At 68.9% G+C, this 19,696-nt stretch carries 19 protein-coding genes; 13 read left to right on the top strand and 6 right to left on the bottom strand.

Going from position 1 to position 19,696, the window contains the following annotated elements; all coding sequences use genetic code 11:
- The first annotated feature begins 46 nt into the window (after positions 1-46).
- Positions 47-2,110: an ATP-binding protein gene (locus F0U63_RS02625; RefSeq protein ID WP_395843339.1), complete on the top strand. Its 2,064-nt coding sequence runs from the start codon at positions 47-49 to the stop codon at positions 2,108-2,110.
- A gap of 27 nt (positions 2,111-2,137) precedes the next feature.
- Here the strand turns inward: F0U63_RS02625 and F0U63_RS02620 are convergent, their stop codons facing one another.
- The gene (locus F0U63_RS02620; protein ID WP_395843337.1) at positions 2,138-2,548 is read right to left on the bottom strand and encodes an Mpo1-like protein; all 411 of its coding nucleotides are present in this window, start codon (positions 2,546-2,548) and stop codon (positions 2,138-2,140) included.
- Between the two features lie 108 nt (positions 2,549-2,656).
- On the opposite strand from F0U63_RS02620, the gene F0U63_RS02615 reads away from it, so the two are divergent.
- Complete coding sequence (locus F0U63_RS02615; RefSeq protein ID WP_395843335.1) at positions 2,657-3,694, top strand: hypothetical protein; 1,038 nt, start codon at positions 2,657-2,659, stop codon at positions 3,692-3,694.
- Between the two features lie 4 nt (positions 3,695-3,698).
- On the opposite strand, the gene F0U63_RS02610 is transcribed toward F0U63_RS02615, so the two are convergent.
- Entirely contained in the window at positions 3,699-4,145 is a 447-nt protein-coding gene (locus tag F0U63_RS02610; protein WP_395843333.1) for an acyl-CoA thioesterase, read from the bottom strand.
- A 114-nt stretch (positions 4,146-4,259) separates the two neighbouring features.
- Here F0U63_RS02610 and F0U63_RS02605 point away from each other — a divergent pair, with 114 nt between their 5' ends.
- The 7 genes from F0U63_RS02605 to F0U63_RS02575 all read left to right on the top strand — a co-directional run bounded on the left by F0U63_RS02605 (position 4,260) and on the right by F0U63_RS02575 (position 12,487).
- On the top strand, positions 4,260-6,107 hold the full coding sequence (locus F0U63_RS02605; RefSeq protein ID WP_395843331.1) for a metallophosphoesterase family protein: 1,848 nt from the start codon (positions 4,260-4,262) through the stop codon (positions 6,105-6,107).
- A gap of 135 nt (positions 6,108-6,242) precedes the next feature.
- Positions 6,243-8,051, top strand: a complete 1,809-nt coding sequence (locus F0U63_RS02600; RefSeq protein ID WP_395843329.1) for a hypothetical protein — start codon at positions 6,243-6,245, stop codon at positions 8,049-8,051.
- A gap of 204 nt (positions 8,052-8,255) precedes the next feature.
- The gene (locus tag F0U63_RS02595) at positions 8,256-8,639 is read left to right on the top strand and encodes a hypothetical protein (RefSeq protein ID WP_395843327.1); all 384 of its coding nucleotides are present in this window, start codon (positions 8,256-8,258) and stop codon (positions 8,637-8,639) included.
- Complete coding sequence (locus F0U63_RS02590) at positions 8,636-9,241, top strand: type II toxin-antitoxin system VapC family toxin (protein WP_395843325.1); 606 nt, start codon at positions 8,636-8,638, stop codon at positions 9,239-9,241. The genes F0U63_RS02595 and F0U63_RS02590 overlap by 4 nt, the downstream gene beginning before the upstream one ends.
- A gap of 125 nt (positions 9,242-9,366) precedes the next feature.
- Entirely contained in the window at positions 9,367-10,296 is a 930-nt protein-coding gene (locus F0U63_RS02585) for an aldo/keto reductase (protein ID WP_395843323.1), read from the top strand.
- Positions 10,293-11,330, top strand: a complete 1,038-nt coding sequence (locus F0U63_RS02580) for an LLM class flavin-dependent oxidoreductase (protein ID WP_395843321.1) — start codon at positions 10,293-10,295, stop codon at positions 11,328-11,330. The genes F0U63_RS02585 and F0U63_RS02580 overlap by 4 nt, the downstream gene beginning before the upstream one ends.
- Positions 11,331-11,371: 41 nt before the next feature.
- Positions 11,372-12,487 (top strand): MBL fold metallo-hydrolase, encoded by a 1,116-nt coding sequence (locus F0U63_RS02575; RefSeq protein ID WP_395843319.1) that lies wholly within the window; start codon positions 11,372-11,374, stop codon positions 12,485-12,487.
- Here F0U63_RS02575 and map read toward each other — a convergent pair.
- From map to F0U63_RS02560, 3 genes are all read right to left on the bottom strand, one after another.
- Positions 12,457-13,455 (bottom strand): type I methionyl aminopeptidase, encoded by a 999-nt coding sequence (map, locus tag F0U63_RS02570; RefSeq protein ID WP_395843317.1) that lies wholly within the window; start codon positions 13,453-13,455, stop codon positions 12,457-12,459. The genes F0U63_RS02575 and map overlap by 31 nt on opposite strands.
- A gap of 216 nt (positions 13,456-13,671) precedes the next feature.
- On the bottom strand, positions 13,672-14,073 hold the full coding sequence (locus tag F0U63_RS02565; RefSeq protein WP_395843315.1) for a hypothetical protein: 402 nt from the start codon (positions 14,071-14,073) through the stop codon (positions 13,672-13,674).
- A gap of 196 nt (positions 14,074-14,269) precedes the next feature.
- Positions 14,270-14,689 carry a 2TM domain-containing protein gene (locus tag F0U63_RS02560; RefSeq protein WP_395843313.1) on the bottom strand — a complete coding sequence of 140 codons (420 nt, stop codon included), beginning with the start codon at positions 14,687-14,689 and terminating at the stop codon, positions 14,270-14,272.
- A gap of 121 nt (positions 14,690-14,810) precedes the next feature.
- On the opposite strand from F0U63_RS02560, the gene F0U63_RS02555 reads away from it, so the two are divergent.
- From F0U63_RS02555 to F0U63_RS02540, 4 genes are read left to right on the top strand one after another with little or no spacing between them, the layout of a single operon-like run.
- The gene (locus F0U63_RS02555; RefSeq protein WP_395843311.1) at positions 14,811-15,617 is read left to right on the top strand and encodes a hypothetical protein; all 807 of its coding nucleotides are present in this window, start codon (positions 14,811-14,813) and stop codon (positions 15,615-15,617) included.
- Positions 15,614-16,519: a type VI immunity family protein gene (locus tag F0U63_RS02550; protein WP_395843309.1), complete on the top strand. Its 906-nt coding sequence runs from the start codon at positions 15,614-15,616 to the stop codon at positions 16,517-16,519. The genes F0U63_RS02555 and F0U63_RS02550 overlap by 4 nt, the downstream gene beginning before the upstream one ends.
- A 49-nt stretch (positions 16,520-16,568) precedes the next feature.
- Positions 16,569-17,375 (top strand): hypothetical protein, encoded by an 807-nt coding sequence (locus F0U63_RS02545; protein ID WP_395843307.1) that lies wholly within the window; start codon positions 16,569-16,571, stop codon positions 17,373-17,375.
- Positions 17,372-18,274 (top strand): type VI immunity family protein, encoded by a 903-nt coding sequence (locus tag F0U63_RS02540; protein WP_395843305.1) that lies wholly within the window; start codon positions 17,372-17,374, stop codon positions 18,272-18,274. The genes F0U63_RS02545 and F0U63_RS02540 overlap by 4 nt, the downstream gene beginning before the upstream one ends.
- Positions 18,275-18,291: 17 nt before the next feature.
- On the opposite strand, the gene F0U63_RS02535 is transcribed toward F0U63_RS02540, so the two are convergent.
- Complete coding sequence (locus F0U63_RS02535) at positions 18,292-19,653, bottom strand: M24 family metallopeptidase (RefSeq protein ID WP_395843303.1); 1,362 nt, start codon at positions 19,651-19,653, stop codon at positions 18,292-18,294.
- Positions 19,654-19,696 lie beyond the last annotated feature (43 nt).

Here is a 19,696-nt window from a genome sequence, read left to right as displayed (position 1 = left end):
AAGGGCCGCTTCTCGCCTCTGGGGACGACAGCCACGCCCGCGTGCCATGCGCACCTTAGGCTCGGACAGAGGGGAGGTGACCTGGGGGGTGTTCGTGATGCAGGAGAAGGGTGAGCAATCCTCGGACGAACCATACGGACTGGCGGACTCCCTCCGGCGGCATCGCGAGGACATCCTGAGGGACTGGGAAAGGGCCGTGGCGGAGCACCAGCCGGACGGGCTGACGCGCGAGGCACTGCTGCGCGACTACCTGCCTGGCTTCCTCGAGCGGGTGGCGGACGTGTTGGAGCACCCTCCGGACGAGGGGCGCCTGGCCCAGCTCGTTCCCGACGAGCACACCCTGCGGCGCCTGGAAGCGGGCCTGGAGCCGGATCAGGTCACCCTGGAGTTCGGGCTGTTGCGCCACTGCATCCAGCGGAGGCTGGCCCAGGTGGCCGGGGCGGCGAGCTTCGCCCAGTGGGCGTTGCTCCACGAGAGCATCGATCAGGGCATCCTGCGCGCCACCGCGCTCTACACGAACATGCGCGACCGGATGCTCAAGGCCCTGGAGCGCGTGTCCGAGGCGGTCGTCGTGAGCCAGGACATCGACAGCTTCCTGTCACGGCTGCTGGGCATCATGCTGGAGTGCTCGGTGTCGGTGGATAGCGCCGCCCTCCTGCTGAACGAGAAGGGGGAGTTCCGGCTGCGCGCCGCGGTGGGCCTCGGTGCCCGGGAGGCCCTGGAGTCCGACGTCCGCCTTCCGCTCGACACGGGGCTCTCCGGCCAGGTGGCCGCCGAGCGCAGTCCGCGCCTGGTGCGCATGGCGTCCACCCATCCCCAGCTGCGCTCGGACCTCGTCCGCCGGCTTGGCCTGCGCGCCGTCTACAGCGTGCCCCTGTTGCAGGGCGAGCGGCTCATCGGCGTGGCGCACATGGGCTCGAGAACCCTCTTCGACTTCACCGCGTCCGACAAACAACTCTTCCGCACCATGATGACGCGCGCCCTCAACGTCATCGTGAGGGCGGAGCTGGTCGAGCGGGAGCACGCCGCGCGGGCCGACGCCCAGCGCCTGCGGTCCCTGGTGGACACGATGGTGGAAGCATGCCCGGTGGGCCTGTGCCTCATGGACCGGGAGCTGCGCTTCATCTACATCAACGACACCCTGGCCCGGCTCAACGGCCACACGGTGGCGCGGCATCTGGGAAGACCCTTGCGCGAGATGGCGCCCGGCTGGATCGCCACGCTGCTCGAGCCCCACTTCCTCCGGGTCCTGGAGGAGGGCCGTCCCGTCTGCAACCATGAATTCACCAGCCCGCCCTGGCAGGACAGCCCCGAGCAGCACTGGCTCTGCCACTACTACCCGGTGCGCAACACGGACGGCCTGGTGGACGGGCTCGGCTGCGTGTTGGTGAACATCACCCAGCAGAAGCGGGTGGAGGCGGAGCTGCGCCGGGCGGGCGAGTTGCGCGAGCGGCTCATCGGCGTGGTGGGGCATGACCTGCGCAACCCGCTCAACGCCATCAGCATCTCGGCCGGGCTGCTGCAGCGCCAGGAGGATCTGGAAGAGGACGCGCGGCGGGCGGTGGAGCGCATCCGCACCAGCGCGGCGCGGATGGCGCGGATGCTCAACGACATCCTCGACTTCGCGCGCAGCACCATGGAGGGGGGCCTGCCTGTCCACCGCGAGCGGGTGAACCTGCACGAGCTCTGCCGGAGCGCGCTGGAGGAACTTCAGGTGGCGTACGCGAACCAGCGGATGGAGCTGGACGCGCGGGGCGACGGCTGGGGGTGGTGGGATCCGGACCGGCTCACCCAGGTGGTGGGCAATCTGGTGAGCAATGCCGTGCAACACGGACGCAAGGGCACGCCCGTGCGCGTGGAGGTGCGGGACGAGGGAAACGACGTGCTCCTGGCCGTCCACAACGAGGGCGAACCCATCGCCCCCGAGCTGCTCCCATCGCTCTTCCAGCCCTTCCGCCACGGCGCCACGGGCAAGGCCAGCTCGCGCAGCGTGGGGTTGGGGCTGTACATCGTCCAACAGGTGGCCCGCGCGCACGGAGGCGAGGCGCAGGTGAGCTCCAGCGAGCACGGGCACACCGTCTTCACGGTGCGCCTGCCCCGGGGCGGCTAGGGAGCGCGCGAGGCTCTCGCCGGGGGCTCAGCGCCCGTGGCGGCGGTGGTGGTTGCTGCGCACGGGCAGGGGGATGGGCTGTAAGTGACCGCCGGACTGATCATCCTCGTCGCGCACGCCCGCGCGCGCCAGGTGCTTGTCCAGGCGGCCCACGAGCATCAGGCCCGCCATGCGGAAGTCCGAGAAGAGCGACCACAGCGGATAGGTGAAGGTCGCCGGACGGTTCTTCTCGAGGGTGAAGTGGCTCACCCAGGCGAAACCGTAACCCGCCACCAGCGAGGCCGGCAGCAGCCCCACCCGGCCCGTCAGCACGGCGGTGCCCGCCAGGCAGACCGCGACGGAGGTGCCCAGGAAGTGCAACCACCGGGTGCTCGCCAGGGCGTGCTCGCGCAGGTAGTGGGGCCAGAACTCAGCGTAGGTTGGGATTCGCTCGTTCATAGAATGGATTCTGCCGCCGGAGGAGCCCCCTTCGTCAACCCTCCACGGGCCTCTTTGGCGCTCCGGTGTCATTCGGCCTAGGCTGAGAGGGGCCGAGGGAGCTGGATCGTGAACGACTGGACGCCCAAGCCCATTCCCACCGCCGCCCTCGCCCGGCTTCCGCTCACGCCCGAGGAGGGCTTCGTCCTCTCGCGTCTGGATGGCGCCACCCCCGTGCGGCACCTGACCGCCCTCACGGGCCTGTCTCCCGAGCGCATCCAGAGCATCCTCGCCAGGCTGCTGACACTCGGCGCCGTGCTTCCCCCGCCCACCTCCGCCGCCCCGCCTCCCACTCCCACCCCCGCGGCCTCCGTCCCGGCCGCGCCGCCGCGGGCGCCCGGGGAGCTGTCCGACGCCGGGGAGGAGGAGGACACCACGGAGCCGGAGGACGAGGACGCCGAGGCCCACGCGGGCACCTTCCGGCAGCTCTTCGAGCGGCGGCTGCATCCGCTCCCGGCGGATGAGCGGGCCCGGCTCGCGCGCGAGTCCGGCGAGCCGGAGCTGTCCGCGTTGTGCTTCGACCCGGTGCCCGCCGTCATCCACGCGTTGCTGGAGAACACGCGCCTGGGGCTCGCGCATGCGCGGCTCATCGCCCGGCACCACCTCAACCCGGTGGGGCTGGAGGCACTGTGTGGCCGCGCCGCCTTCGCCTCGGACGCGGGGGTGAGACGGTGGCTGGTGCGCAACCCTCAACTGCCCGCGGGGCTCTTCCGCCGGCTGTGGGGAGGCCGCCGGCTGATGGAGCAGTTCAAGGTCGTGGGCCATCGCGACGTCCCCGAGGGCACCCGCCGCACCGCGCGCGAGGTGATGCGCTCACGCTTCAGCACCGCGCCCGCCGAGGAGCGCGTGGAGCTCATCCTCCTCACCGAGGGCCGGGTGCTGGGCGCGCTCATGGGGCTGCCCGTGGACGGCAAGACGGCGGCGCTCTTGTGCGGGCGCGTCTACCGCTCGCCCCTGCTCATCCAGAACCTGGCACGCTGGAGCGCGGCGCCTCCGGCCCTCATCGCGCACCTGCTCAAGCAGGAGGCCGTGCGCCGCCAGCCCCAGCTGCGGCAGCTGCTCCAGCGCCACCCCAACGCGCCCGCGGACGCACGCCGGGGCGACTGAAGGCTCACTCGAAGACGCGGGTCTCCACGACCTCGATGGCGGCGCGCACCTCGGCGGGCACGGCCACCTTCTGGTGGTCGGCGTAGCGCAGGGTCACCATCACCGCGCCTCCACGCGCGTAGAGCACCCCGCTGTTGGCGTCCTCCACGGCGTACTCCATGGTGAAGCTCGTCGTGCCGATGCGCGTGACGCGCGCGCCCACCACCAGCTCCGCCGGGTAGACGACCGGGCGCAGGTACTCCGCGTTCGTCGCGGCGACGATGGGACCCACGCCCTTTCCCTCGGGCTTGCGCATCTCGGGGCTCACCAGCCCGACACGGGTCATGTACGCGATGCGCGCCGCCTCGAACCAGGTGAAGTAGCGCGCGTTGTTCACGTGGCCAAACGCATCCATGTCGGACCACTGGATGGGAAAGCGCACGGTGATGGGGAAGTCGTTCATGGGACCCATGCACCACGGGGGCTCCTCCAGTTCAACTCCAATCAACCCCTCGCCCGCCCGCCTGGCGGTAGGGGAATCCAGGAGTTGACCGGGGCGGGGCGCATGGGAGACCGTTTTGTCTCCGTGACACGCCCCGAGCCCGCCCACACGCCCAAGCCCTCTCCCCCGAAGACGAGCGAGGAGGCCTCGAGCGATCGCATCCTCTATGTGCCCTCGAGCCACAAGCTCATGCCCTGGAAGCGCGCGGACATGGTGCGCTGGCTCCACCCGCAGCACCTCATCCGCTCGGGCATGGACGCGCTCGTGGCCAGCATCTTCGGCGTGCGCGCGGACCACCGGCTCATCGAGGCCGTGGTGCGTCCGCAGGCGCCCTACTTCGACTACTCGGACGAGGCGGCGGGCGAGGACTTCTGGCTCGACTACGTGTCGGACACCGGGGACGGGTGGAACTCCACCTACGCCGTGGCGCGGCTGCTGGCCAAACCACAGCTGGAGCTGAAGGATCCGAACGGAGATACCCACGCACTGGAGCGCGGACGCATCCTCGTGTTCGGCGGCGACCAGGTGTACCCGGGCGCGAGCCGCGACACGTACGAGCAGCGCCTGGTGCAGCCCTACCGCGAGGCCATGTCGCGCTCGCCCGAGCCCAGCCCCCACCTGTTCGCCATCCCCGGCAACCACGACTGGTACGACGGCCTGTCCGCCTTCATGCGGCTGTTCTGCGCGGACCGCTGGTTCGCCGGGCGCCGCACGCGCCAGAGCCGCAGCTACTTCGCCCTCAAGCTGCCGCGCGGCTGGTGGCTCATCGGCACCGACGTCCAGCTCAACAGCGACATCGACGTGCCCCAGCTCGAGTACTTCCGCCAGACGGCCACGTCCATGCAGCCGGGGGACCGCATCATCCTGTGCAACGCGGAACCGGCGTGGATCCACGCGGCCACCACGCCCCGGCCCCGGGGCTACATGGAGAACAACCTGGAGTACCTCCAGGAGAAGGTGTTCGGCCGGCGCATCAGCCTCTTTCTCGCCGGGGATCTGCACCACTACAAGCGGCACGAGGACGCCGAGGGCCGGCAGAAGATCACCGCGGGCGGTGGCGGAGCCTTCATGCACCCGACCCACGCCCCCCAGGCGCAGCGGCTGCGCTGCGGGTCCGAGCAGAAGAAGTGCTTTCCCGACGAGAAGACCTCGCGGAAGCTCACGCGCCAGAACCTGATGCTCATCCGCCACAGTCCCTTCTTCGGACTGCTCACGGGCGCGCTCTACCTGATCCTCGCACTGTCGGCGTACACGGAGCTGGGCAACCAGGGGCTGTTGAACATCCACCAGGCGCTGCAACAACTGGCCGCCTCGCTGGTGAACCGGCCCATGTCGCTGGTGGTGGGCGCGGCCACGCTCGGGGGGTTGGTGGGGTTCGCGGATCCCGCCCTCGGGCGCTGGCGCGTGCCCATGGGGTTCATGCACGGCCTGGCGCACATCGCCTGTGCGTTCCTGGTGGCCTGGGGCGCGATGTACTTCACCGTCAGCACGCTGGGCATCTGCGCCGAACCGCCCTCCCCGAAGCTCGCGGCCTTCATCATCCCCGGGGCCAACGCCTGCGCCGGCGGGTGGACGCACATGTGGGCCAAGTTCCTGCTGGGCACCTTCCTGACCTTCGCGGGCGGCTTCCTCGTGGGCCCCTTCGTCATGGGCCTGTACCTCACGGTGAGCCTCAACCGCTTCGGCGCCCACTCCAACGAGGCCTTCATCTCCCTGGCCATCCCCGACTGGAAGAACTTCCTGCGGCTGCGCATCGCCCCGGACGGGCAGCTCACCGTGTTCCCCGTGGGCCTGGAGCGCGTGCCCCGCAGGTGGAAGGCGACCTACGCCGATCGCTCCTCCCCCGCCTACGATCCGGACGACCCCCAGGCCACCGACCCCATCCTCATCGAGCCGCCCGTGCGCGTGATGCCTCGGGAGCAGGCGCCCTAGTGGACAGGGGTAATGCCTGTCTACCCACTCGTGCATCCTGGACCAGGTGAACGGGTGGGCGGAGAGGCGGTCGTACTCGGGCCAGCTCGCTTCACGGAGGTGCCCTCATGACGGGAGAAGTCATATCCTGTGGGCATGACTTCCAACGTCGAGCAGCAAGAAGGGGGGAGACCCCGGCCCCTCCACCTGACGGAAGGCGAGGGCCACAAGCTCTCGCTCAAGGCCTTCTGGGAGGCCATGGAGAAGCGGCTCGGTGCCTCCTCCCTCGAGGATTTGCGCACCGTCCTGCGCGCCATGGCCAGCCGCGTACACCCCTCCGAGCGGCAGTCCTTCCTGGACTCGCTCGCCCCCGTCCCGGATGACCGGCAGCAGGCACTCGAGCACGCCCTCCAGGACAAGCTGCTGGCCGATATCACCGAGCAGGCCCAGCGCTTCGAGGAACTCATGGACGAGGCCCATTCCGTCTGGGACGAGTATGGCGAGGACTCCGGCCCCGGACCCTACGCGGAGCTCGTCGCGCCCGTGACGGCCCTGTTCCAGCGGGCGCAGAGGGCCTTCGAGAGAGGCCGCTGGCCGCTCGCCCGGGACGCCTACCGGGCCCTGTTCGAGCTGCTCCAACGCGAGGACGACTACGGCCTGGGCCTGCGCCCGGAACACCTCGAGGAGGTGGACATGCCCGAGGCCCAGGCGCGCTACCTGTGCGCCCTCTATCAGGTCACACCGCCCGCCCGGCGCGCCGGGGCGCTGTGGGAGGCGATGAAGGAGGAGGACCGGTGGAGGTTCGGCCCACCGCCCAAGCTGCAGGAGGTGCGTGACGTCTCCCCCGAGCCGCTGCCGGACCTGGAGGCCTTCCTGTCCGACTGGGAAGCCCTCCTGCGCAAGCTGGAGGACGACCCGGAGGCCGAGGCATGGTTGCGCGAGGCCGTGGGCCTGTCTCGAGGCGCCCAGGGCCTGCGTGAGCTGGCACGTACCGGACGGGGCCACCACCCGCGAGCCTGGGTGGACCTGCTCGCGTTGCTAGAGAAGGAGGGGCAGCCGCGCGAGGTGCTCGACACGGCCCACGAGGCACTGAAAGCCCTACCGGCCAGACTGCCACTCCGAGCCTGGGTGGCGGACTTCCTCGCCACGGCCGCCGAGCGCCTCGCGCTCCCCGAGCAGGTCCGCGAAGCCCGCTGGGAGTCCTTCGTGGCCTGTCCGGGCCTGAAGCGCCTGCTGGATCTGCGGGAGTGTGGCGAGAGCGAGCCCGAGCGCGCGCGCCTGATGAAGCAGGCTGCCCGGCAGATGCAGAAGGCCCTGGGCCAACCGCGCGACACGGGGCCGATGCCCTGGGAAGAGCCCCCGCTGCCCAGGGGTGAGTGGGATGAGCCGTCCCCCAGCCTGGATGAGGTGCTGCTCGCCCAGGCCCGGTTGCTCGGGCACGACTGGCAGGCGGCCTGGAAGAGCGCCGCGGGAGCGGAGGTGCTCGGGTGGTCGAGCGATGACAATCCCCAGGGGCTCGTGGTGCCCTTCCTGCTGCTGTGGCTGTCGGGTCCGTCCTCCCCCGAGGGGCCCCCGCGCTCCGTGGAGGTGCTGTGGAGCAAGGTATTGGAGAACAGCTCGGTGTCCGAGCCCTGGAGCACGGAGGAGGCGGCGCGGGAACTGTCGGAGCGGCTCACCCACGCGTATGACGAAGTCCTCGCCGTGCTTTCGGTGAGCCGCCCCCAGCAGGAGGAACTGCTGGAGGAGTGTTTGGAGGTGGCCCGCGAGCGGGCGCGCACCATCGTGCGGCAGAAGCACCGGCGCAGCTACGGCAAGGCCGCCCTGCTGCTGGCGGCCTGCGCCGAGGTACTCCAGAGACGAGGACAGCCGGCACGGGCCCAGGAGTTCCTCCGCCGGTTCCGCGAGGAGTTCCCCCGGCACAGCGCCTTCCAGGCGGAGTTGGACGCGGCAATGCACCCGCGCTGAGGACTGGTTGCCAATCTGCCACGGCAGGGAGTGGCTGAGGGCCCAGCCACCTGACCTCATGCAAGAATGGGGGTGAGGGCCCGGATTGTCCCGTAGAGGGACCCGCTCCATAATAGGAAGATGGAGCCTCTTGGTCCGGATGAGCGTCACGCTTCACGATTCAGATTCGATTTCGCTGCGTACCGCGCCGGTCGACCGACGGCGATGATCGAGGCGAAGCGTCGGTTGAGGACGAATGGCTCCTGGGCGGCCCAATACCGGGGCAACCTGCTGGCGCATGGGCAACCTCCTCCCGCCGACCTGCTCGCGATCATCGTGCCTGATCGGCTCTACATCTGGAGGTCGTCCGATCCGCCGCACGCACCGCCGGCCTACGAGATTGATACCCGCCCTCTGCTTGCGCCCTACTTCGAGCGGATAGGTGTCCGCCCCGAACAGATCCAGCCGATGGCGTTCGAGGCTCTTGTCTCCTGGTGGTTGAACGATCTCGCTCGAGGCGATGTGGCGCCCGTCACCCAGGAGTTGTCGAAGTCGGGACTGCTGGATGCGGTGTCGGGTGCGCAGATCATCCATGAGGATCCTGCTTGAGGATCTACGTCGAGACGAACTTCCTGCTCGAAATGGTGTTCGAGCAGGAGCAGCGCGACGCGTGCGAAAGCATCCTGCGGTTCGCCGAAGGCAACGCCACGGTCACCCTCGCGATACCTGCGGTCTGCTTTACCGAGCCGCATGGCCGGCTGCGGCGGCAGAAGGGGCTTCGAGACGAGTTGCAGGAGATGCTGGCGAAAGAACATCGTGAGTTCGCCCGGACGCGGCAATTCACCAAGGAGAAGAGTGATGCTTGGTCCGCGGTGACTGGCATGCTGGTGAGCAGTACACAGGAAGCGGAACAGCGGCTCGAGTCCATCAGCGAACGGTTGCTCCGACACCAGGTACTGCCACTGACGAACGAGGTCATCAAAGCAGGGCTGAAGTATCGCGAGGACTACGGGCTCTCTCCGCCGGACGCGCTGGTCCTGGCCTCCATCCTGCACGATCCCGCCCTGGGGCAAGGACCCTCCTGCTTCATGAACAGGAACACCAAGGACTTCGATGAGTCGTCCATCAAGAACGAATTGGAGAAGCATGGCTGCAAGTTGAAGGGCAGCTTCGAGGCCGGACTCGCCTACGTGCACGCGGCGCTACGCTAGGAACGCGTCTTTCCCCTCGCCTGGAAGGCCGCGCGCCCCCCCCGGGCATCCTTCCCGCCGCTCGCGCATCTCATGCCAGGTGCGCCGCTCCAGGCGCATCCAGGAAAGGGAAAGGCGGGACTCGCATGGAGACACGGAAGCTGGGATCTCTCGAGGTGTCGGTGGTGGGCCTGGGGTGCAACAACTTCGGATGGCGCCTGGACGCCCAGGGCACCGCCACCGTGGTGGACGCCGCGCTCGACGCGGGCATCAACTTCCTCGACACCGCCACCCTCTACGGCGAGGGGAAGAGCGAGGAGTTCCTCGGCCGCGCGCTCGGCAAGCGCCGGAGCCAGGTCCTCATCGCCAGCAAGTTCGGCCACCCCGGCGAGGGCCCCGGCAAGGGAGCCAGGCCCGCCTATCTCCAGCAGGCCATCGAGACGAGCCTGCGCCGCCTGGGCACGGACTACATCGATCTCTATCAGCTCCACATGCCGGATCCCGAGACGCCCATCGCGGACACCCTGGGCGCCCTCGACGCGCTCGTGCGCGCGGGGAAGGTGCGGGAGATTGGCTGCTCGAACTTCTCGGCGGCCCAGTTGCGCGAGGCCGCCCAGGCCGTGCGCCCCGGCGCGGCGCGCTTCGTGAGCGTACAGAACGAATACAGCCTCCTGCACCGTGAGCCCGAGGCCGAGGTGCTCCCGGAGTCCGAGCGCGGCCAGCTCGCGTTCCTCCCCTACTTCCCGCTGGCCAGTGGACTGCTCACCGGCAAGTACCGCCCGGGACAGGCCCCACCCGAGGGCAGCCGTCTGAGTGGAGGTGGGCTGGCCAATCGCTTCCTCACCGAGGCCAACATCGCCCGCGCCGAGGAGCTGCGCCGCCATGCCGAGTCACGCGGGCATACGCTGTTGGATCTCGCCTTCTCCTGGCTGCTCGCGCGGCGGCCCGTCGCCTCGGTGATCGCCGGGGCGACCTCGGCCGAACAGGTGCGCGCCAACGTGGCCGCGGCCGGCTGGCGGCTCGACGCGACGGACCTCGCGAAGGTCGACGCCCTCACCGGGAGCACCTCTCGATGAGCACGGGAACGCCCCGCCTGCGCCTGAGCGTGTTGGATCAATCCCCCATCCCCGAGGGCTCGACGGGCGCCGAGGCCCTGAGGAACACGCTGGACCTCGCCCGGCACACGGACGCGCTCGGCTACCACCGCTACTGGGTGGCGGAGCACCACGGGGGCACCATGCTCGCATGCGCGAGCCCCGAGGCCCTCATCGGCCCCATCGCCCTGGCGACCTCGCACCTGCGCGTGGGCAGCGGCGGCGTGATGCTGCCCCACTACAGCCCGTTCAAGGTCGCCGAGACCTTCAGCATGCTCAGCGGCCTCGCTCCGGGCCGCATCGACCTGGGACTCGGCCGCGCGCCGGGCTCGGACCGGCTCACCGCGCTCGCGCTGCAGCGCGACCGCCGCCACCAACTGCCCGACGACTTCCCGTCCCAGCTCGCGGAGCTGCTCGCCTACCTCGCGGGAGAGATGCCCGCGGACCATGCCTTCGCGCGGCTCACGCTGCCGGGCCTGCCCGAGGTGCCCGAGCCCTGGCTGTTGGGCTCCTCGCCGCAGAGTGGCATCTGGGCGGCGGAGGCGGGCCTGCCCTACGCCTTCGCCGACTTCATCCAACCGGTGGGCGTGCCCATCGCCGCGCGCTACCGCGAGGAGTTCACCCCCTCGCGCTGGCTCGACGCGCCGCGCGTCCTGGTCGCCGTCTGGGCGCTGTGCGCCGCCACCGACGCGGAGGCCGAGCGGCTCGCCTCCAGCATCAAGATGGCGGGGGCCATGCTGGTGCGGGGCCAGCCCATCCCCGTGCCTCCGGTGGACACCGCGCTGCGCTTCCTGAGCAACCTGGGCGGCATGTCGGCCCTGCCCTTCCGGGAGCGGCGGCTCATCGTCGGCTCGCCCGCGCGGGTGAAGGAAGCCATCGAGACGGTGGCGCGCGAGTATGGGGCCGACGAGGTGATGATCGTCACCATCACGCACGAGCACGTGGCGCGCCGCCGCTCCTACGAGCTCATTGCCGACGCCTTCGCCCTGCCCCGGCCCCCGCCGACCAGGGGCTGAACGGCTGGCGGGGGGGAGCGGGTCTCGTTACAACCTCCCTCATGCCCAAGGGATCCGTCTTCGGCGGAAAGGCCCACGGCCTCCGCCTCGAGCGCATGACCGCGTCGCCCCGCTTCCGCGAGGGGGTCTTCCACAACACGGCGGGGGTGGGCCGGGGACTCAAGTCTGGCACCACGCTGCCGACACTCGGCGAGTTCTTCACCGGGGGCCAGGCGCGCACGCCCCCGGGCCTGCTGCCCACGGAGAACCCGCTGGCGACCTGGGCCCGCCCGGTGGACACGGGCCTGCGGGCGACGTGGCTCGGCCACTCCACGGTGCTGCTGGAGGTGGATGGGCTGCGCGTGCTCACGGATCCTGTCTGGGGCGAGCGTGCCTCGCCCTTCGGCCTGCTCGGCCCCCGGCGCTTCCAGCCCATGCCGGTGACGATCGCCCAGTTGCCACCGCTGGACGCGGTGATCATCTCGCACGACCACTATGATCATCTGGATCATCCGAGCGTGCTGGAGCTGGCGCGCCTGGGGGTGCCCTTCTACACGTCGCTCGGGGTGGGCGCGCACCTGGAGGCGTGGGGGGTGCCGCCCGAGCGCATCACCGAACTGGACTGGTGGGAGTCCGCGCGGCTGCCGCGCGGCGAGCTGCGCATCACCGCCGCGCCCTCGCAGCACTTCTCGGGGCGGGGGCTGGGCGACAGCAACCGCACGCTCTGGTCCTCGTTCGTGGTGGAGGGCCCGCGGCACAAGGTGTTCTTCAGCGGCGACACGGGACTGACGCCCGAGTACACGGAGATCCGCCAGCGGCTCGGGCCGTTCGACCTGGTGATGCTGGAGGTGGGCGCGTTCCACGAGGCCTGGGGAACCATCCACCTGGGACCGGCCAACGCGCTCGAGGCGCTGGAGCTGCTCGGCGGGGGAACGCTGCTGCCGGTGCACTGGGGCACGTTCAACCTCGCCCTGCACGCCTGGGACGAGCCGGCGGAGACGCTCTTGAGGCTGGGGTCGGAGCGGGGCGCGCGGCTGGTGATGCCCCGCGCGGGCGCCCCGGTGGAACCCTCCCGGGTGGAGGGGGTGGAGCCCTGGTGGCGCGCCGTGGGTGCCGGCGCGCCCGAGCCCCTCGAGCCCCAGGAGGCTCAGGCGACGGTGAGGATCTCCGCGCCCTGATCCGTCACCACCAGGGTGTGCTCGAACTGGGCGGTGCGGCTGCCGTCGGCGGTGACGGCGGTCCACCCATCGTCCCACTGCCGGTGGTGCCAATGGCCGAGGGTGATCATCGGCTCGACGGTGAACGTCATGCCCGGGAGCATGATCGTCTTGGCCTCGGGGTCGAAGTGGTGGGGAACCTGGAGCGAGCTGTGGAAGCGCTCGCCGATGCCGTGGCCGCAGTAGGCGCGCACCACGCCCATGTGGTTCTTGGTCGCGTGCGCCTCGATGGCCCGGCCGATGTCATTGATGGGCCGGCCCGGCTTCACCGCCTCGATGCCGAGCATGAGGCACTCCTTGGTCACCTCCACCAGGCGCCGGCTCTCGGCGTCCACGTTGCCGATGAGGTAGGTGGCCGAGCAGTCCCCGTGCACCCCATCCAGGAAGATGGTGATGTCGAGGTTGATGATGTCCCCGTCCTCGAGCGGGCGGCTGTCGGGGATGCCGTGGCAGATGACCTCGTTGACCGAGGTGCACAGCGACTTGGGGAAGCCGTGGTAGTTGAGGGGGCTGGGGTAGCCGCCGCGGCGGATGTACTCCTCGTGCGCGATGGCGTCGATCTCGTCCGTGGTGATGCCGACGCGCAGGTGGGCGGCCGTCGCGTTCATCACCTCGGCGGCGGCCTTGCAGGCGCGGCGCATGCGGGCGATGACGTCGGGGCTCTGCACGTCGGAGATGGGGCCGCTGCGGGAGGGACGCCCGGTGGCCGCGTAGTCGGGCCGGGGGATGTGCAGCGGGACGGGGCGCATGGGGCTGATGACGCCCGGCCGGATGCCGCGCGAGCGGGCCTCGGGCCCTCGCTTGCGAGCCTCCACGGCGTCCGCGCCCCGATGGCACTTCTTGTACTTGGTGCCACTCCCACACCAACAGGCGTCGTTGGGCTTGGGAAGCACGGCGGGGGGAACACGTTCAGTGGAAACGTCGGTCATGACGGGGAGCTATAACCGGTGGGCCCCAACGAATCCATCCCCCGTGTGCCCTCTTGTCCGATGGTTCCAGGGTCACCCTCCTGGAGCCCACCGCGGGAGGTAGGCCCGAGCCCTCGGCCGTGGGCCTCCCGGGCGCCTTTGGCCAGGGTGCTCGGCCGATCGAGTACGAGCGGCTCATCCAAAGGGTCCCCCGCCCGGCTTGAGTCCAGACAAGGCTCAGACCTGGACGTGACGCCGCATGCCCATGTCTCCGCGCATGGGCCGCTCGGCGGCCTTGTAATCGGTCCCCAGCCAGACCAGGAAGAGGCCAATCGCCGAGACGATGAAGAAGTCGCACGCCGCGACCACCTCCGAGAAGCCAAACAAGAAGGGCGCGGCGAGCAGGACGATCGAGATGACGGCCTCGATGGTGCCGTGGACGGGGAAGGGGAGGAGTCTGGCCACGCCGAGCGGATAGGCGGTCAGCAGGCTCATGCCCAGCTGCATCAAGGCCAGGATGTAGCAAAGCACCGCTGGCGGTCCCGAGAAGCCAAACAGGGTAGGAGCCAGGGCGAACAACGCCACGATGAGGTAGTCACCGTAGCCATGAATCTTGGGGGAAAGAGGGGCTTTCATCATGGACCTCGCGCACCACGGGTAGACCCAGACGGACACCAGCCGTCCGGGCAGGCACGGCCCCGCCCGGAAATGGATGTCTTCCGGGAGCGGACATGCCCTGACCTCCAGCGTGGACACACCCAGAGCCCATGCCATCTCCCCGCGAAGGATGCTCACGCCCCAGGGAAGCAACCCCTCGCGAGGAGAGTCCGCGAGCCTACCCGGTGCCAGCCCTCTTCATGGCACCGAGCACCAGGCCCATGACATGGAAGGCGAGTCCCATGCCCCAGGCCACCGCGGGCCACTGGAACCACCAACCCGGGCCGCTCATCACGTCCACGATGGCGAGCCCACTCATGACGATGCCGTAGCTCATACCGTGGGCCGCCAGGCCAATCAGCGCGCCCCGGCGGCGAGACTGGCGCTTGAGCCTCTTCGCCCGGTCGGCGAGCACCTGCTCCACGGCGTCCTCGCTCACGCCCAGCTCGCGAGCCAGGGCGAGGAGATCCTCGCGCGTGAGCTGGCGCGACCCGGAGGAGGGGTGCCGGAGCTCGAGCATGCGCGAGGTGGCCTCGCGAACGATCTCCGCCGCCTCGTCCTGGGTGAAGCGCGGCGGTTGTTGCCGGGTGTCAGCCATTGGCGAAGGTTATCCACGGAGACGCCCCGCGCAACAGGGCCGCGCCCCTCCACGCTTCCACTTCATCGACCGGCCCCGCCATGCCAGAGTCCACGGAGCCCATGCCCCTCGGGAGCACACCATGCCCTCTGTCTTGAAGCGGTGGAGACCTTCGGTGTTGTTCCTCCTCGGGGGCCTGCACTGGGTTTGCGGTCCGGTGGGGTACGCCGCCGATTCCGTCACGAACGCCTGCCGGCAGAACCCCGCGAACTGCGCGCTCCTCCATGGACAGGAAGCGGGCGCCGCTCCCACGGTCCGCAGCGGGGCCGAAATCGCCTCCATCGCCGCCACGCTCCGCTTCCTCTCCCCCGAACTGAAGCTCCGCATCGAGCGGACCCTGCATGAATGCGCCGCGTGGGCGGATGCCGAGGTCAACCGGCGGCGCCTGGGCGGCAATGAGCCTTCACGCCAGCAGTGTCAGGAAGTCCTTCCCAAACTGGACCCCTGTGGGCAGAAGGTGACCCGGGCGATGCAATGGGGCGCCGAGAAGCACGGCCTGGCCACCCAGTGCGTCCAGGAACAGTTGGACCCGCTGATTCCTGGGCGGTTCAGCCTGGAGCCCCGCTACCGTTACGACAGACAAACGGGACAGGTGCAGTGGCTCAGCCCAGCGGAAGTCCGCGCCCTTCTCCGGCAAGATTGTGGAAAAGAACTGAAAGGAACACTGGTGCCGGACGTGGTCATCCACTCCGGCAATCCACTCCAAGCCGTCTCCATCTACGACTTCAAGTTCCCTTGTCCTCCCGGTAATGATGCGGCTTGGAAAACGTACACCCAGGGACACGCAAACCAGGGCTTGAACCAGGGAGATGTGTACGTCGACGCACTCAAGACAGAAGCTGCCCTCGTCACTCCGCGACGAGGAGTAGAGCAGAGAATCCATCCATGAGCAAACACTGCCCGACCATCCGCATCTACGCACAAGATGGCAGTATCCTGATACGAGACGGCTTGAGCATCTGCTTCTACATGCGCCGCCATCACCACGAGGTGGCACAAGGCATCGCTCGTTCCCTGGAGACGTATTTACAGGCCTTTGAGCCAGAAGCACTCGGCTGGTATATGGATGACGAGGGGGACCCGCAGGAGTTGGATGCGGCGGGCTGGACATACATCCGAACCCGGATGCAGTGGAGCAGCCCTATCATCACGTTGTCAGACAACCCCCGCGAAGCTGGTCCCTATCGGTTCGAGTACTTCGGCAAGGACCTCGGAGCCGCGCCCTTCATCAACAACCCCCACGCGGTCTGTGCGTTGGAGTTCTGGCTGCCCACCGAGTTCCTCGAGCAACGAGGGCCCGCGCGCGTGCGCGAACTGGCCCTGGCCCTGGCCGCTCCCCTCCCCTTCAACTCCGGCCATGTCAGCCTCTCCCTCAATGCCCTTCACCAACTCGCCGGCGTCTCCGATGAACTCCGTCAGTTGCGCCTGCGCTACCCGGGCATGGACGTCCATGCACTGGGACATATCGGTCGGCACATCGGCACAAGGATACGCGGCCCCCACTGGTTGACCTTCCTGGGTCCGCCCGTCCTCGGCGAGCTGGGCGGAGTCCCGGGGCTGCGCTCCCGCCTCGTCTCCCCGGACATCTCCGTTCAACCCCTGGACGGCGAGCGCGCCCTTGTCATGCTCGGCGAATGGCCCGAGGCGGGTGACACCACCCGGGGCCACACCCTTCCCCTGCACCGTGAGCTGGCTCGCATGTTGGAGCCCTGGCTCTACCACGCGCCTCCCCTCCGCGACCCCGTGGCCAACGCGGACACTCTCCGCTGGGAACGCCGCTTCCTCGACTGACTCCGCAGTGCGAAAGTCCACGCGAGCCCATGCCCCTCGGGAGCACGCCATGCCCTCTGTCGTGAAGCGCTGGAGACCTTCGGTGTTGTTCCTCCTCGGGGGCCTGCACTGGGTTTGCGGTCCGGTGGGGTACGCCGCCGATTCCGTCACGAACGCCTGCCGGCAGAACCCCGCGAACTGCGCGCTCCTCCATGGACAGGAAGCGGGCGCCGCTCCCACGGTCCGCAGCGGGGCCGAAATCGCCTCCATCGCCGCCACGCTCCGCTTCCTCTCCCCCGAGCTGAAGCTCCGTATCGAGCGGACCCTGCATGAATGCGCCGCGTGGGCGGATGCCGAAATCAACCGGCGGCGCCTGGGCGGCAATGAGCCTTCACGCCAGCAGTGCCAGGAAGTCCTGCCCACGCTGGACCCCTGTGGGCAGAAAGTGACCCGGGCGATGCAATGGGGTAGCGAGAAGCACGGCCTGGCCACCCAGTGCGTCCAGGAACAGTTGGACCCGCTGATTCCAGGACGGTTCAGCCTGGAGCCCCGCTACCGTTACGACAGACAAACGGGACAGGTGCAGTGGCTCAGCCCGGCGGAAGTCCGAGCCCTTCTCCAGCAGGACTGTGGAAAAGAGCTGAAAGGCACAGTGGTGCCGGACGTGGTCATCCACTCCGGAAATCCACTCCAGGCCGTCTCCATCTACGACTTCAAGTTCCCCTGTCCTCCCGGTAATGATGCGTCTTGGAAAAAGTACACAGAGGGTCACGTCAACAAGGACTTAACCCAGGGAAAGGTGTATGTCGAAGCACTCAAGGCAGAAGCTGCCCTCGTCACTCCGCGACGAGGAATAGAGCAGAGGATCCATCCATGAGCGAGCACTGTCCGACCATCCGCATCTGCGCACAAGATGGCAGTATCCTCATACGAGACGGATTGAGCATCTGCTTCTACATGCGCCGCCATCACCGCGAGGTGGCACAAGGCGTCATGCGCTCCCTGGAGACGTATTTACAAACTTTTGGGCCAGAAGCACTCGGCTGGTATATGGATGACGAAGGGGACCCGCAGGAGTTGGATGAGGCGGGCTGGGCGCACATCCGCAGCCGGATGCAGGAGAGCAGCACCCTCATCACGTTGTCAGACAACCCCCGCGAAGCTGGTCCTTATCGGTTCGAATATTTTGGCAAGGACCTCGAAAATCTATTCTTCATCAATAAGCCCGCGGTCTGTGCGTTGGAGTTCTGGCTGCCCACCGAGTTCCTCGAGGAACGAGGGCCCGCGCGCGTGCGCGAACTGGCCCTCGCCCTGGCCGCTCCCCTCCCCTTCAACTCCGGCCATGTCAGCCTCTCTCTCAATGCCCTGCACCAACTCGCCGGCGTCTCCGCTGAACTCCGCCAGTTGCGCCTGCGCTACCCGGGCATGGATGTCCATGAACTGGAAGATCTCGGTTGGCACATCGGCACACGGATACGCGGCCCCCACTGGTTGACCTTCCTGGGTCCGCCCGTCCTCGGCGAGCTGGGCGGAGTCCCGGGGCTGCGCTCCCGCCTCGTCTCCCCGGACATCTCCGTTCAACCCCTGGACGCCGAGCGCGCCCTCGTCACCCTCGGCCAATGGCCCGAAGCAGGTGACACCACCCGGGGACACACTCTTCCCCTGCACCGTGAGATGGCTCGCGTCTTGGAGCCCTGGCTCTACCACGCGCCTCCCCTCCGCGACCCCGTGGCCAACGAGGACACTCTCCGCTGGGAGCGCCGCTTCCTCGACTGACTCCCCGCACGGGCGTTTCAGGGAGAGCTGGCCCGGCCCTCATCTCCCTGGATGAGGTAGTACGCCTCCTGCCGGGGCACGAAGAAGCGCCAGCCCTCGGGGGTGAGGTACACCGGGTCCTCCGCCATCGCGAACACCTCCTGCCCGTCCCACTCGGCCACCGGGGCGCGCGTGCTGAGTTCCATCGCGAGGTAGGAGCCCTCTCGCAGCCTCTTGGGCTCCTCCTTGCGCAGGGTGGAGCGGAAGTCGATGGACGCCCCCAACCCATGCCCCTGGTTGCCCAGCGGATGCGAGTACACCTGCGCCTGGATTCCCTTCTCCTTCATCTCGGCCATCACCTCCTCGTACACCTCGGCCGACGAGCGCCCCGGACGCGACGCCTTCACCAGCGCGTCCTGCAGCGCGTTCGTGTTCGCCAGCACCCGCTTCAACCCCTCGGGCACGTCCTTCTCCCCCTCATGCGGCACGTAGGCCATCTTCTGCCAGTCGCTGTGCAGCCCCAGGTAGCTGATGCCGAAGTCCACGTGCAGCAGGTCCCCTCTCTGGATGACCACGTCCTCCGGCGACACCGCCAGGAAGCCGCGTGACGTTCCGTTCGCCCCTCCCTTGCGCTGCACGCGCAGATCCGGCTGGAACCACGTCCCCACGCCCCGCCGCCCCAGCTCGTCGTACAACCAGCGGCGCACGTCCCCCACCCGCGTCACCCCCGGCTTCACCACCTCGGCCGAGAACGCCCGCTTCACCACCCGCTCCGTGAGCGCCACCAGCGTCCGGTAGTGCTCCAGCTCCTCGGGAATGCGCGTGTCCAGGTACTCCTCGATGAGCGGCGCCGCGCTGATGAAGCGCCCCTCCGCCTCCGGCCCCATCGCCTCGACGAGGTACGCATACCCATCCCGCGTCAGGCTGTGCGTCACCCCCCTCTTGCCCTCGATGCCCAGGGCGATGGTGCGCGGCTGGTACTGCTTGTAGAGCTCGCCCAACACCTGCTTGGACTCGCGCTTCTCCTCCGGCAGTTCGAAGAAGCGCGTGAGGTTCTCCTCCCGGTAGCTCGGCAGGGCGAGCTTCCTCAACCCCTGCTCGCCCGCGTCGATGAAGACGAAGACGTCACGCAGCCCCGCATAGGGCCGCGGCGGTGCCACGTACTGGGTGAGCGGATCATCGTGGAACTCCTCGTTCACGATGATCCACATGCCCACCCCGTGATGGCGCATCATCGGCAGCAACGACTCGTGACGCCGGGCGAGCCAGGCCTCGCGCACGGCGAGTTGCTCGGACCAGGACAGCAACCGTGGCGTCTCTGCCTCCACGGAAACCGGCCGGGCCGTGGCACACGCCACGTTCAAGGCCAGCAGCAGACAGGGGGCGGGCCAGCGTTTCATCTCGGGGACTCCCAGGTGAAGGGGAGCCCCAGGATACAGGCCC

The organism is Cystobacter fuscus (assembly GCF_044360685.1).
GTDB lineage: Bacteria > Myxococcota > Myxococcia > Myxococcales > Myxococcaceae > Cystobacter > Cystobacter fuscus_C.
The sequence above is the reverse complement of the archived record's forward strand: the minus strand, read 5'-3'. Positions and strand labels throughout refer to the sequence as shown.

Coding starts and splice junctions, on each gene's coding strand:
- F0U63_RS02625 (WP_395843339.1), top strand. CDS start 47: ATGCGCACCTTAGGCTCGGACAGAGGGGAGGTGACCTGGGGGGTGTTC.
- F0U63_RS02620 (WP_395843337.1), bottom strand. CDS start 2,548: ATGAACGAGCGAATCCCAACCTACGCTGAGTTCTGGCCCCACTACCTG.
- F0U63_RS02610 (WP_395843333.1), bottom strand. CDS start 4,145: ATGGGTCCCATGAACGACTTCCCCATCACCGTGCGCTTTCCCATCCAG.
- F0U63_RS02600 (WP_395843329.1), top strand. CDS start 6,243: ATGACTTCCAACGTCGAGCAGCAAGAAGGGGGGAGACCCCGGCCCCTC.
- F0U63_RS02595 (WP_395843327.1), top strand. CDS start 8,256: ATGATCGAGGCGAAGCGTCGGTTGAGGACGAATGGCTCCTGGGCGGCC.
- F0U63_RS02585 (WP_395843323.1), top strand. CDS start 9,367: ATGGAGACACGGAAGCTGGGATCTCTCGAGGTGTCGGTGGTGGGCCTG.
- F0U63_RS02580 (WP_395843321.1), top strand. CDS start 10,293: ATGAGCACGGGAACGCCCCGCCTGCGCCTGAGCGTGTTGGATCAATCC.
- F0U63_RS02575 (WP_395843319.1), top strand. CDS start 11,372: ATGCCCAAGGGATCCGTCTTCGGCGGAAAGGCCCACGGCCTCCGCCTC.
- map (WP_395843317.1), bottom strand. CDS start 13,455: ATGACCGACGTTTCCACTGAACGTGTTCCCCCCGCCGTGCTTCCCAAG.
- F0U63_RS02565 (WP_395843315.1), bottom strand. CDS start 14,073: ATGATGAAAGCCCCTCTTTCCCCCAAGATTCATGGCTACGGTGACTAC.
- F0U63_RS02560 (WP_395843313.1), bottom strand. CDS start 14,689: ATGGCTGACACCCGGCAACAACCGCCGCGCTTCACCCAGGACGAGGCG.
- F0U63_RS02555 (WP_395843311.1), top strand. CDS start 14,811: ATGCCCTCTGTCTTGAAGCGGTGGAGACCTTCGGTGTTGTTCCTCCTC.
- F0U63_RS02550 (WP_395843309.1), top strand. CDS start 15,614: ATGAGCAAACACTGCCCGACCATCCGCATCTACGCACAAGATGGCAGT.
- F0U63_RS02545 (WP_395843307.1), top strand. CDS start 16,569: ATGCCCTCTGTCGTGAAGCGCTGGAGACCTTCGGTGTTGTTCCTCCTC.
- F0U63_RS02540 (WP_395843305.1), top strand. CDS start 17,372: ATGAGCGAGCACTGTCCGACCATCCGCATCTGCGCACAAGATGGCAGT.
- F0U63_RS02535 (WP_395843303.1), bottom strand. CDS start 19,653: ATGAAACGCTGGCCCGCCCCCTGTCTGCTGCTGGCCTTGAACGTGGCG.